Consider the following 12,642-nt stretch of genomic DNA (forward strand, 5'->3'; position numbering starts at 1 on the left):
CTCGCAATGACATGTTTACTATTTGTGGAAGAGGATTAGAAAATCCTCTTCTCGCTGCTGTTGGTGACAACACCAACGGAGTTAAAGCCCTCTCCTTTGGAGAAGGTTGGGGCGAGGTCTTTGTAACAATGAAGTTCAACTGACAAACAATTAGATACGACTTCGTTATTTTACATGATCAAACACAAACTATCATGAAAAACAAAGTGTGGTTAATAACCGGTTGCTCAACCGGCTTCGGCAGGGAGCTGGCAAAGCTTGTTTTGCAATTGGGCTATAAAGCCGGTGTTGCAGCGCGCAATACAGATGATGTAAAAGACATTGTTGAAGGTTACCCCGAAACGGCTGTTGCACTTAAACTTGATGTAACAAAGCCTGAAGAAATCAAAGCTGCGGTTGAAACTATTACACAAAAGTTTGGCACTATTGATGTATTGGTGAACAACGCAGGTATTGGCTATTTCGGTGCTATTGAAGAGAGCGAGGAGGATGAAGTACGCCGCATGTTCGAGATCAACTTCTTTGGCCTTGCCAATATGACCAAGGCTGTTTTGCCAATTATGCGTAAGCAGAAAAGCGGGCATGTAGTTAACATAGCATCTATCGGCGGACTGGTTGCTTTTCCGGCAGTTGGTTTTTACAATGCAACAAAATTTGCTGTGGATGGCTATTCTGAAGCGTTATCTAAAGAAACCAAACATCTTGGTATTAGAGTTACGGTTATTGCACCAAGTGGTTTCCGTACCGATTGGGCAGGCCGTTCGGCTAATAACAGTAAGATTGTTATCGACGATTATAAAGAAACTGCAGGCACCAACAAAAACAACATCCGCGGCTATAGCGGCAAACAGCCCGGCGACCCGGAACGTGCTGCCAAAGCTATTGTTGACGCAGTTGAAGCCGAAAACCCACCGTTACGTTTGTTATTAGGCAAAGCCGCATTGAGAGGCGCCCGCAACAAACTACAGGAACTACAGAAGGATTTTGACACATGGGAAGCGACTACCGTAGGTGCTGATTTTCCGGAAGGGGAATGACATTGAATTTGTAGGTTTAAGCGTCTGCGCTTGAACCCATACATTGGTAAGCGTCCACGCTTAATTTATTAAGTTAATAACCGGGAGCGTGGACGCTCCATTTAAAAAAGGTTCAAGCGTCAGACGCTTAAACCTGCATGATTTACTTTCTGAAATTTGTCATTTCGATTGAACTGGGGCGGAATGTGCATGAGGGCGAAAGAGAAATCTTATACGCCAGGCACGGGCGCTATGCAAATCCGCTTTATATGTTGTACAAGATTTCTCCCTACGGTCGAAATGACATTTTTTTCGATTGTACATTAGAAAGGATCTCTATTTAAAAGCCCCGCAGTTTTTTCGTAAATTGCATTTACAATAAACTGAAACCTATGGGACAGATTGTAATTGTTGCCTATAAACCAAAACCAGGCAAGGAGGAAGCACTAAAACAATTGATGAAAACGCATTTACCCCGTCTGAAACAAGAAGGGCTGGTAACCGATCGTGAATCCATCATCATGGAAGCTGCCGACGGCACCATCATTGAAGTTTTTGAATGGTTGAATGCCGAAGCTATCGCAAATGCCCATCATAATAAAGCAGTGCAGCAAATGTGGGGCGAATATGCTGAAGTATGCGATTATGTGCCGTTGAATACATTAAAGGAGGCTGGTGATATGTTTGCCGGTTTCAAGCCTGTTGATTAAGATGGTACTAATTTATCCACCTATCTGCAACCGCTCATTCTTTAATTTTTTTTGCACATCCTGCTTATAATTACGGCCTATAGGCAACTCATGCCCTGCGACATCCATACTATAGGCATAGAAAGAATCTATTTTGTTGAGCGCTACTATAAATGACCGGTGAATGCGTACAAAACGGCTCTCGGGAAGCATTTCTTCCAGCAGGCTGATCTTTTGCCTGGTGATATGGACCTGGTTATTAACAGCCACTACCTTCACGTAATCGCGCAGGCTTTCTATCCATAAAATATCGTTAATATTCACCTTGATGGTTTTGCGGTCTACCTTCAGATAGATGAATGTGTGCGCATCGCTTACAGGCTCTTCGTGGGTAATAACAGGTTTGCCTTTATGCTCGTTCAATTGGTAGATCTTATCAACAGCCCGCAAAAAACGTTCGAAAGAGATCGGCTTCAACAGGTAATCAACCGCGTTCAGCTCAAAACCATCAAGCGCATATTCACTATGGGCTGTAGTGAAAATTACCTTAGGCGGATTCTTGAGACTTTTTAACAGATCGGTACCCTTTATTCCCGGCATCTGGATATCAAGAAACATCAGGTCGATAGGTTTTTGTTGCAACAATCTGAAAGCCTGGATGCCATCGGTACAGGTTGCGGTAACCTCCATCTCGCTGAAACGCTCAAGGTAATTTTTCAGTACCTCAATGGCGTGCGGCTCATCGTCAACTATAAGCGTGCGGATTTTCATGCGGTTACCATTTGTGGGGTTGCGGTTTGCTTTACAGTTTTCAGGTCGAGATCAAGTACAACAAAAAAAGTATCTTCTTCGTTCACGATCTTCAGGCGTGAGCTGTGAGGGTAAAGCAGGTTAAGCCTTTTAGTCACGTTTTTTAACCCGATATGCCCTGGCGTGTCGCTACTATCGATAACTTGCTCGGGCTTGCTGTTGGCTACTTTTAGTTTAAAATGATTGAGTGTAAGGCTGATATCAATATTGATCCAGGCAGCGCCTACCTGTTCGCTGGTGCCATGTTTAAAAGCGTTTTCAATAAAAGGTAAAATCAGGAGCGGTGCTATGGTTTTTTCTTTCAAATTACCTGTGATGTTAAAGTTGATATCGATGCGCTCTTCATAGCGGAGTTTTTCCAGCTTTACATACTGCTGCATCATAAACACCTCTTTTTCCAAAGGCACTTCGTTATCTGAGCATTCATAAAGCATATACCGCAATAGGTCCGACAGGCCAATAATAGCCTGCGGCGATTTTGGAGAATTGTTGAGGCTCAACGAGTAAAGGTTATTAAGCGTATTAAATAAAAAATGCGGATGTACCTGGGCTTTCAGCGCATTGAGCTCGGCCTCAAGAGCTGCCTGCTTACGTTCATACCACATTTTAAAAAGCTTTATGGCCAAAACAAAACCCGTGAACAGGTTGGTTCCTTTAAACGAGTTTACAAGGCTTTGTCCATCCAGCAATTGCTCAAGAAAAGGGCGGTGGGTAGAGGCTATATAGCCTGCATCGGTTACGCGCATTACCCTGATCAGGTAGGGCGCAACAAAAGTAATCCCGATGGCGCGGCTGATAAACATGCACGCAAAAACAAGCGGTATCAGCATCAGGAAAAACATTATATATCGTTTTTCAAAAACGTATTTGGGTACCAACCAATAGGCAATAGCATAGTAATAAGCAATTTGTATGGGCATGTACAAAAGGTTATTGCGAAAGGAGACCCAAAAATTGGTTTGCAATGAATAAAGCGTGGTGATAAAAAATGACACTATTACCCAAAATATCACATGCTGCCAAAAGCGCGGCAGTTTGATATTATTAAGTATCATATCAAAACCATTATTCATATAGCTAATTTACTGCAAAACAGTTTAATTGAGCGGTTTTTTAAATGAATTGCGACAAACTGCAGTCAATTGATGACGAACTGCATGAAAGGGACGAGCTTCAGTACATTTTGTGTGATAAATGTGCATTCGTCGCATAAAAATACAGTTTATCATACCTGGCCGGTAATGCGCCTACGTTGTTTTTGCCGGATTTTATAATGCCTTAAGTTTAGTTTATAATTTAAAAATAAGGCCATGAAAAAGTTAATTATCACAATTTGCATCCTGGCATTTGCAGCAGCTGCAGTGCAGGCCCAGAATAAAACAACAGATGTACACGGATTTTGGGTAGTTGAACACAACGTTAATTTACCCCGCGTGCAAACCGTTAAATTTTATAACGATAGCAATAAGCTTATTTACGAAGAAACAGTTTACAGCAAACTCAATATCCAAAAGAAAAAGACCCGTCTGGCCCTTGACCAGATACTGGACAGGCTGAATGAGCGTACAGCTTATATCGAAAATAAGAACCTCGTAATGCTGAGCCTTAATTTAAGGAATTAAGATTTTTTTAAATATACGTTTAAGAAACCGGTTGCCAACGCGAGGTATGGTGCCGGTTTATTTTTTGTAGGAAATTCTTTTTCTGTCCCCGTCAGCAGGTAAGCTTCGGGCGAAAGCGGGCAGAACAATGGTGGCCTTTGTGTGGAGGAAAGGGCATAGCAAGTTTTTGCAGAAGCGGGGCCAAGAGCGTGCGCAGCAGGGCAAAATAATTGCAGCCCGTGGTTCTGCCCGGTTTGCAGGGCAAAGGCACTGAGCGCAAAGAAGCCTCCCTGCTGACTTGATTTTTGGGTTACTTTTGTGTCAAGACAAAAGTAACAGCCCTCCCGCGGCAATTGAGCGGGCCGATGATGTTATGTACAACTAAATCCTATTGCTACCCTTAATTGGAAGTTTGGTAACTAATTTTTTAATACTCCAGATACTTCTCCACCCTTACCGCCACAAAATCCCCTTCAACATATTTCCCGGTCTCTTCACTTAAAACCCGGAGAATAATACCGCCATGCTCAAGGATCAGATCCTCATAAAAACCTTTAAACAATACCTGCTTAACAACCCAGTTTTTTACCGCGGCTATCAGCTTTATTTTGATCTGCTCTGGGTAAATAACAGCATATTCCTTTGAAATTTCAATACCGCAAAGGTGGGCTTCATGAGCAGTAAGTACATTGCAGTTGCTCAAAAGCTGTGCGGTATAAAGAAATTTAGGGTGTTGGTATAATGATTTAGGTGTCCCGTGCTCTACTACTTCGCCTTTATTAAGTACGATGAGCTCATCGGCCATGGAAAGTACTTCGGCAGGGTCGTGGGATACCATAATCACGGTTAATCCCGTTTCTTTAACTATTTGCCTGATATCGTGCTGTAAGCCTTCCCTGAAGGATGTGTCTACCTGGTTAAAAGGCTCATCGAGTAGGAGCACCTCGGGATGAGTAACGATGGCTCGGGCAATGGCTACCCGCTGTTTTTCCCCTCCGCTCAGGTCGGCCACCCGCTTATCGGCCATGGCAAACATGTTGAGCTGTTTAAGCACCCTTTCGGTTTTCTCCTGTTTGGCTTTGAGGTCGGTTGCGGGGAGCATAGCTGCTACGTTATCCCAGACTTTGGCAAAAAGGTTAAGATCGTCAGTATGCTGTGTCACCATTTTCATGGCATCATGACCGGGGATCAGCTTTTCTTCGGGACCCCAAATGCGTTCGCCTTTAAAGTAAACAGTACCTTCATCGGGCGAAAGCAGCCCATATAGCAATCTTAGTAAAGTACTTTTACCGCTACCGCTTTCGCCGATAATGGCCGTGATTTTACTGGGCTCAATAATCAGTCCGGTTTTTTTTACGCCGGCCTGCTGCTTTCCCGGATATATTTTACTTACGGCAACCGCCTGCAAAAAAGGAATCTCTGACATCAGGGGCAAAGATAAACCGTTGATGCTTATGATTACGTTGATTGCGTTGATTTTTTACCGTTGATTCCTTTCTTGATTCCGCTGATTTCGTTGACGTTTTTATCGTGCGGGTTTTGATTGCTCAAAATCATCGTAGCTTAAATCTATTTAATCACTACAAATGAGGACAGAATCAGCGAAATCAACGCAATCAAATAAATCAACGGTCAGAAGCCAAAAGTCAACCCGAACGAGAAGTTTCTCAAGCCTTTTTGATCCGGGCTGTTCTCAAACATATCGTTGAAGTAATACTTGGCATAAAGGCCCATGATGCCGTAACCCATGCGTACAAACACGCCTTTACGCAGTTTGGCAAAATGATAATCGTCGTTAAATTTCTGTTTGCCGTTTTCCTCACTGATCTGTTTTACGCGGCCATTAAGCAAGATGCCAATCTCCGGACCTGCAACTAACCTGAAATAGTTCCCCCGGTCATCTTCATGGCTGCGGTAATAAAACGATAGCGGGATACGCAGGTAAGTTGATGAAAAACGGTTTTTGCTGAAATGGATGCTATCCTGAACGTAGGTTAATACCGGCGCATTACGCTGAATGGTGATATCATTACGCAGGCGGATGTGTGTCCAGTCGAAACCGCCGGATACATAGATTTTGAAAGCGCTGTTAAAGCGATAGCCAAATTGCAGCACATCAAAACCAAAATTGCTTGTTTTCCACTGGCGGTAGCTTAAAAATTTGTTTTTGTCGGATAAAGTAAAGCTGCCGTTGTCAATCAGCGTAGCAAAACCAAGGTCGATCCTTGAAAAGGTTACCCCAAATGAAAAGCCAGGTGCTTTATGTGCGTGATAGGTGGTATCGGGCTCATCATTATTAATATTAACCTGCGTTACATCATCCCCAAAGCCAAGTTTTACTTTAACATGCTTTTTATGTGTGGTAGTATCAGATGTGTTTTGTGCAGAATCGGCAGGTGTGCTTTGAGCAAAAGCAAAGCTCGCGGCAAGGCATATTGTGATGGTAAAAATAAGGCGTTTCATATGTTGTGGTATATATCTATCGTTCGCTAAAATATTATTTGTCTTTCTCTTTTTTTACTTTAATAAAGCCCAGGTTTAAACCTGTAATGGTGGCATCATCTTCATCGGTATTGCTAAATTCAATCACTTTATCTTTACGTTTATCAACAGCAGCTATCACCACGTTAAAAACATCGCCAAGGCTGCGAATACGGTGTTTTTTTACAGGTTTGGCCGCAACAGCAGCAGCTTGCGACGGTACCCTGGCTATCAATACCGGCTGTGTACTGTCGTTATTGATAATGGCCAACTTTGGGCTGATCCTGGTTGCTGTATCCGGGACTGCGGCTTTAACAACAGGATAATCCACTGCAGGGGTATTTGCCAGTAAGGGCTCGTCTGTATGGGCAGTTACAGGTGATTGGACAGGGCTTACAGGCTGTGGTACAGATGGCGTCAAATTGCTTTTTGTTTTGATCTTATTAATGTGCGCTAACTGACTAACAGGTGCTATAACCGGATTTGCAGGTACTTTGTTTTGGGCCAGGGCTGGAGGTGCCATATGCTCAACGGTAACTGCAACAGGTTGTTTTACCGGTTGATGGCTTTTAACTATTGCTGTTGAACGGTCATGATGTTTAACCGGTTGTTTAGGGATAAACAGGATGCCTGCGGTGATCAGCAATATAACGCCTGCTGCTGCGCTTAGCAAAGGAAATATTATTCCTTTACGCTTGCCGGCGTTTAATTCGGCGTTGATGCCCTGCCATACCTGGGCCGATGGTTGTATCTCCAGGTCATCAAGCTTTTGTTGAAACAGCCTGTCCAGTTCTTTATCCTGCATATCCATATTTATTGCCCTCCATTTTAGCAATTTGTTCTTTCAGTATTGTACGGGCCCTTGATAGCTGCGATTTAGAGGCACCCTCGGTAATGCCCACAATCTCTGCTATCTCTTTGTGCGAGTAACCTTCAAGCGCATAAAGGTTAAACACTATCCGGTAACCCGGCGCCAGTTGTTGTATTATGCCCATCAGCACCTTTGCATCCAGGTTGGCCGCAGCCAGGGGATTAACGGACGGCTCGTGCCCGGCCTCTTCAATATCAATTACCTGCATCATTTTATGATGTTTACGATAATACTCAATTGAACTGTGAACCATAATGCGCCTAACCCAGCCTTCGAATGATCCCTCGCCCCGGTAATCATTCATTTTTTGGAAAACCCTTATAAAGCCATTCTGCAACATATCTTCGGCCTCCATGCGGTCGGTAGCGTAGCGCATACATACCCCCAGCATTTTTGAGGCAAACTGTTTATAAAGCAGTTCCTGTGCCTTCCGCTCGCCTGCCCGGCAGCGGTCTATCAATTGGTGAATGGTATATTTAGGTTCCAAAAACATCATTTATAAGTAAGATGGTATAGTGATGTAAATGGTTGCATGGTGGTGTAAATATTTTGATGAATAGTTTAAGCGATAGGAAAGAGGGAATATAGTGAATGTAAGAATAGATACTTTATTTAATGTTTTTTGTGTATATTTATTGAAATTCATGTGTATGAGAACCAATGTTGATATTAACGATGAGCTGATAGCTAAAGCTCAAAAGCTGGGTAATATAAAAACAAAGAAAGCAGTAATTGAAGAAGCTTTGAAGTTATATGTTACGATTGAAAATCAAAAGAAGCTTGCCGAATTATGGGGGAAGGTTGAACTCGATGATAAGGCTTTTGAATAATGGATATTATTTTGGTAGATACGTCTGTATGGATCAATTTTTTTAAAGGAATTGAAACAGATTCAAGTAAATTTTTAAGAAATAATTTGGCAAATATCGTAGTGGCAACCTGTCCTACAATAATGCAAGAGATGTTGCAAGGTGTAGTTTCAGAAACCGAAGCAAAGAAAATTAAATCTTATTTTGATAGTATGACCAAATTAAAAGGAGATCCTTATGTAGCCGCTACTGAAGCCACAAGCCTATATCGTGATTTACGAAAAAGAGGTATTACTGTGCGTAAACCAAATGATTGTCTCATTGCTGTTTACGCTATAAAGAATAAAGTAACCCTGTTAAATGACGATAGGGATTTTTATTTCATTGCAGCACATTCACCTTTAAAAGTGATGAACTTCACCTAAGATTACTTCTTCTCCCGGTATCTTTTATAAATCTTCACGGCGATCATCAAAATTCCCCCCAGAGAAACTATCCCGATTACGCCAAATACCCAGCTCAAAGCATCTTTTTTTACAGCGAGGAAAACAATGGCGAAAAGAAAAATAGTGGCCAGCTCATTCCAGAGGCGTAGCTGACTGGAAGTCCATTTGAAAACACCATTGCGCATTTGCTTGATCTTGGATTCGCAAATGTGATGATAACCCACCAGGCCAAATACAAAAGCTAATTTGATATGCAGCCAGGGCATTTTTAACCACGCGGGATATAAATACAGCATGGTACAACCTGCAAGGATGGTAAGCAACATGGATGGTTTGGCTATCACGTTCCACAGCCTGCTTTCCATAATTTCAAATTGTTTGGAAAGTATGGTACGTTCCGGCTCGGGTTTGTCCTGCGCCTCGGTATGATAGATAAATAAGCGCACAATATAAAACAGCCCCGCCATCCAGCAGACTACAAAAATGATGTGTATAGCGAGAACGTATTGGTACATTAGCCCCCCGACCCCCTAAAGGGGGAGTTTTAAATCGTTTATATTATTTGTTACTCCTCCGTTACTCCCCCTTTAGGGGGCTGGGGGGAATTCTTTTATCACTTCCACCGCGTACTTAACATTATCAAACGGGATATCGGGCATAATGCCATGACCCAGGTTAAAGATGAAGCCATTTTCGCCCTTCATACGGTCGAACAGGCGGTAGATACGTTCTTTAATTACTTTTTTATCAGCATAAAGGATGTGCGGATCAAGGTTACCCTGTACTGCTATGCCTGCCGGTAAGCGTTTTTTAATATCTAACAGATCAACATTCCAATCGATAGAAATTACATCCGGTTTAGCCTCGGCCATTAACGGCGCAAAAACCGAGCTGCCTTTACAGAAAGAGATCACAGGGATATCTTTACGGTTTAGTTTGCTAATGATCTCGGCAATATAACGGTGACTAAATTCTTTATAATCATCCCACGCCAAAGCCTGTGCCCAGCTATCGAAGATCTGTACAGCGTTTACACCGGCAGCAATCTGCATGTTCAGATAATCTGCAGTAACGTTGGCAATTTTTGATAACAGCTGATGGGCCATTTCGGGCTCATTGTGCAGCATCAGTTTGGTACGCTTAAAATCTTTTGATGATCCGCCTTCAACCAGGTAGCTCATTACTGTAAACGGCGCACCGGCAAAACCGATAAGCGGAATACGACCGGCAAGGCGCTGTTGAATTACTTTGATGGCATCGCCAACGTATTGCAGTTTATCCAATACATCAGTTTGTAATGCATCAATATCGGCCTGTGTACGTACAGGGTTTGCAAACAGCGGACCAACGCCTGCGTTAAAGCTCAGGTCGCCGCCCATGGCTTCACCTGTTACCAGGATATCTGAAAATAAAATTGCGCCGTCGATGCCTAACAGGTCGACAGGCAGCATGGTAACATCGGCAGCAATCTCCGGTGTTTTACACATTTCAAGGAACGAGTATTTGTTTTTAATGTCCCAATACTCTTTCATAAAGCGGCCCGCCTGCCTCATCATCCAAACCGGTGGGCGTTCTGTTTGCTCCGAAAATGCCGCTTTTATTAATAACGAATCTCTCATATTTTAGTTAGATGCAAGAAGTCAAGAATCAAGAGCCAAGAAGAGAACTTGCCCCTTCATAATTCTTGCTTCCTGACTCTTGCCGTCTTATTTCTTAATATCTCGTCTCTTGACTCTTAAAGTCTTGACTCCTTTTTTCTGGTTCTTTTTTCAATTCCTGCTGAAGGCGGCTTATCACTTCCCTCATTTTGGCAGTTATTTTTTCTTTATGCTGCTCAGTTAATTGCAGGTAGGCTTTGGCTTTTTCAAAATTGCCGCGCCTGATACTAATATTGGCCACGCTAACTAATGCGGCTACGTGGTCATTAACCGACCGTAAGGGGTATTGTGCTGCTATTTCATAGTGCATTTCTGCCCCTTCAAAATCCTGCCTTTGCAGGCATAAGCCACCGTATATGAATTCATAATATCCCCGGCGGTTTTTGCTGAGCCATTCGGGTTTCATGATCTCATTTAACGATGCAGCTGTTTTATCATAATCCTTTACATGAAAATGTTTGGATGCTACAACCAATGTACCCTGCCTGAAATAATCCCAAATAAGCAGGATGATCATCATTACTGCTACTGCTGCAAGCTCATAAATACGGAAATACACCAGTACACCTAACGACAGCAGAAAAATAAACGCAATGAATATACGTGTCCTGTTACTGAACATTAATGCTGGTTATCGGTAAATTTATAGCCTACACCGCGGATAGAGTGAAAATAAACCGGGTTTTTAGGATCTGGTTCAAAATACTTACGGAAGGTTAGGATGAAGTTATCGATGGTACGGGTTGACGGATAAACGTCATAATTCCATACAGTTTCCAGGATCTGCTCGCGCGATACAGCATCATTACGACGCTCAATCAACAGTTTAAGCAGCATGGTTTCCTTTTTAGTAAGGGCGGTAATTGAGCCATCTTCATTAACCAGTTCAAACGAGTTAAAGTGGATGGTTTTATCACCTATTTTGTAGCTGTTAAACTCTTTAAGGTCTTCGCCTTTCAGGCTGCGTTTTACCAGGTTGTTCACCCTTAAAATAAGCTCCTCGAGGTTAAACGGTTTGGTAAGATAATCATCAGCTCCTTTTTTCAAGCCCGAAATCTTGTCCTCGTTGGTGTTTTTAGCCGTAAGGAACATGATAGGTACTTCGGTATTTTCAAGCCTGATGGTTTCGGCAACAACAAAGCCGTCAATCTCCGGCATCATCACGTCAAGTATCACCAGGTTAAAGCGTTCTTCTTTAAATAGCTGTAAAGCTTTTTTGCCGTTTTTAGCCGGAGTTACCTTGTAGCCTTCCAGCTCAAGGTTAAGCTTAATTGCTTCTAACAAATGCTCTTCGTCTTCGGCCAATAAAATCCTTTTTTTGTTTGGCATGCTCATATTTCAATTTAGGTTAATCCAAATGTAACTTCAAAAATACTACCAGCAGGGCGGTTATCTTTAACCCTGATACTGGCCTGGTGTTTATCCAACACCTCCTTAACAATATAAAGGCCCAGTCCGGTACCTTTAGTGTTACGGGTTTCTTCGCTGCCTACGCGGTAAAAGCGCTCAAAAATGCGGGTCTTTTCCTCGTCGGCTATGCCGATGCCATGATCGGCTACCTGTAAATAAACTTTATCGTCTTTCGAAAATAGCTTTACCCCAACAGATGAGCAGGGGCTTGAATATTTTACAGCGTTTTCGATTAAATTGGTCACTACCGATGTAAGGGCAAATTTATCGCCTACAATCTCCACTTTAGGTTCTATCTCGGCCTCTATGATCTGCTGATTGCAATCGCATTTGGAGATCTGCAGGCGGTTAACAATGCTGTCAACCAAAACCGAAAGGTTAAAGCTGGCCTTAGGGAAGCTGTATGAACGGTTTTCGATCTTTGATGCCAATAGCATATTCTCAACCATATCGTCCAAACGCTCTACGTCGTTCAGTGATTTCTCAATAAAATCAAGAAGCTGTTCTTTGGTCAGGTGACGCTTTTGAATAGTTTGCAGCAGGATCTTAATAGATGCCAGCGGCGATTTCAACTCATGCGTTACCGAAAGCAAAAAGTTCTTTTTTTGCTCCTGCAGGCGGCGTTCTTTATTGAAAGAACGGTGCAGGTTAATTGCGCCAATTAAAAATACGGCTACAAACATGGCCCCTTCGCCCAGGATCATACCGGTACGGCGCGGTTGCAGCGTAACCAGCATATAGCCCCACCACACCAGTTCGGCAACGGCATAGGTGATAAGCGCGTAAAAAATAACAAATGACTTCTTCATAAACCCCCTCTAAATCTCCCCCGAAAGAGGAGACCTTCTATG

At 42.8% G+C, this 12,642-nt stretch carries 16 protein-coding genes; 5 read left to right on the plus strand and 11 right to left on the minus strand.

Annotated elements, in window-relative coordinates:
• The first annotated feature begins 194 nt into the window (after window positions 1–194).
• Together AC59JO_RS09985 and AC59JO_RS09990 are read left to right on the plus strand one after the other, a co-directional pair.
• Window positions 195–1,037 (plus strand): oxidoreductase, encoded by an 843-nt coding sequence (locus AC59JO_RS09985; RefSeq protein ID WP_497305084.1) that lies wholly within the window; start codon window positions 195–197, stop codon window positions 1,035–1,037.
• Between the two features lie 371 nt (window positions 1,038–1,408).
• Window positions 1,409–1,726 (plus strand): hypothetical protein, encoded by a 318-nt coding sequence (locus tag AC59JO_RS09990; protein WP_497305086.1) that lies wholly within the window; start codon window positions 1,409–1,411, stop codon window positions 1,724–1,726.
• A gap of 12 nt (window positions 1,727–1,738) precedes the next feature.
• Here AC59JO_RS09990 and AC59JO_RS09995 read toward each other — a convergent pair whose 3' ends face one another.
• Both AC59JO_RS09995 and AC59JO_RS10000 read right to left on the minus strand, forming a co-directional pair.
• On the minus strand, window positions 1,739–2,476 hold the full coding sequence (locus AC59JO_RS09995) for a LytR/AlgR family response regulator transcription factor (protein WP_497305088.1): 738 nt from the start codon (window positions 2,474–2,476) through the stop codon (window positions 1,739–1,741).
• The gene (locus AC59JO_RS10000) at window positions 2,473–3,570 is read right to left on the minus strand and encodes a sensor histidine kinase (protein ID WP_497305090.1); all 1,098 of its coding nucleotides are present in this window, start codon (window positions 3,568–3,570) and stop codon (window positions 2,473–2,475) included. Before AC59JO_RS10000 ends, AC59JO_RS09995 begins: the two co-directional genes overlap by 4 nt.
• Before the next feature lie 255 nt (window positions 3,571–3,825).
• Here AC59JO_RS10000 and AC59JO_RS10005 point away from each other — a divergent pair, with 255 nt between their 5' ends.
• Window positions 3,826–4,137: a hypothetical protein gene (locus AC59JO_RS10005; RefSeq protein WP_413666085.1), complete on the plus strand. Its 312-nt coding sequence runs from the start codon at window positions 3,826–3,828 to the stop codon at window positions 4,135–4,137.
• A gap of 406 nt (window positions 4,138–4,543) precedes the next feature.
• On the opposite strand, the gene AC59JO_RS10010 is transcribed toward AC59JO_RS10005, so the two are convergent.
• The 4 genes from AC59JO_RS10010 to AC59JO_RS10025 all read right to left on the minus strand — a co-directional run bounded on the left by AC59JO_RS10010 (window position 4,544) and on the right by AC59JO_RS10025 (window position 7,961).
• A complete protein-coding gene (locus AC59JO_RS10010) occupies window positions 4,544–5,542 on the minus strand; it encodes an ABC transporter ATP-binding protein (protein WP_497305092.1) in 999 nt (332 codons plus the stop codon).
• A 206-nt stretch (window positions 5,543–5,748) separates the two neighbouring features.
• The gene (locus AC59JO_RS10015; RefSeq protein WP_413666087.1) at window positions 5,749–6,579 is read right to left on the minus strand and encodes an outer membrane beta-barrel protein; all 831 of its coding nucleotides are present in this window, start codon (window positions 6,577–6,579) and stop codon (window positions 5,749–5,751) included.
• A gap of 34 nt (window positions 6,580–6,613) precedes the next feature.
• Complete coding sequence (locus AC59JO_RS10020) at window positions 6,614–7,402, minus strand: hypothetical protein (protein WP_497305095.1); 789 nt, start codon at window positions 7,400–7,402, stop codon at window positions 6,614–6,616.
• A complete protein-coding gene (locus tag AC59JO_RS10025) occupies window positions 7,392–7,961 on the minus strand; it encodes an RNA polymerase sigma factor (RefSeq protein ID WP_413671142.1) in 570 nt (189 codons plus the stop codon). The genes AC59JO_RS10020 and AC59JO_RS10025 overlap by 11 nt, the downstream gene beginning before the upstream one ends.
• Window positions 7,962–8,118: 157 nt before the next feature.
• On the opposite strand from AC59JO_RS10025, the gene AC59JO_RS10030 reads away from it, so the two are divergent.
• Both AC59JO_RS10030 and vapC read left to right on the plus strand, forming a co-directional pair.
• Entirely contained in the window at window positions 8,119–8,298 is a 180-nt protein-coding gene (locus AC59JO_RS10030; protein WP_091166939.1) for a type II toxin-antitoxin system VapB family antitoxin, read from the plus strand.
• Window positions 8,298–8,702, plus strand: coding sequence for a type II toxin-antitoxin system VapC family toxin (gene vapC / locus AC59JO_RS10035; protein ID WP_413666089.1), 405 nt, complete (start codon window positions 8,298–8,300; stop codon window positions 8,700–8,702). Before AC59JO_RS10030 ends, vapC begins: the two co-directional genes overlap by 1 nt.
• A gap of 2 nt (window positions 8,703–8,704) precedes the next feature.
• Here vapC and AC59JO_RS10040 read toward each other — a convergent pair whose 3' ends face one another.
• From AC59JO_RS10040 to AC59JO_RS10060, 5 genes are all read right to left on the minus strand, one after another.
• A complete protein-coding gene (locus AC59JO_RS10040) occupies window positions 8,705–9,238 on the minus strand; it encodes a CopD family protein (RefSeq protein WP_497305098.1) in 534 nt (177 codons plus the stop codon).
• Window positions 9,239–9,310: 72 nt separating this feature from the next.
• Window positions 9,311–10,342, minus strand: coding sequence for a uroporphyrinogen decarboxylase (gene hemE / locus AC59JO_RS10045; protein WP_413666091.1), 1,032 nt, complete (start codon window positions 10,340–10,342; stop codon window positions 9,311–9,313).
• 94 nt (window positions 10,343–10,436) lie between these two features.
• On the minus strand, window positions 10,437–11,003 hold the full coding sequence (locus AC59JO_RS10050; protein ID WP_497305100.1) for a hypothetical protein: 567 nt from the start codon (window positions 11,001–11,003) through the stop codon (window positions 10,437–10,439).
• A complete protein-coding gene (locus tag AC59JO_RS10055; protein WP_090529686.1) occupies window positions 11,003–11,710 on the minus strand; it encodes a response regulator transcription factor in 708 nt (235 codons plus the stop codon). Before AC59JO_RS10055 ends, AC59JO_RS10050 begins: the two co-directional genes overlap by 1 nt.
• A 14-nt stretch (window positions 11,711–11,724) precedes the next feature.
• Entirely contained in the window at window positions 11,725–12,600 is an 876-nt protein-coding gene (locus tag AC59JO_RS10060; protein ID WP_091212796.1) for a sensor histidine kinase, read from the minus strand.
• Window positions 12,601–12,642: the final 42 nt, after the last annotated feature.

It is taken from the genome of Mucilaginibacter sp. A5337 (assembly GCF_059690695.1).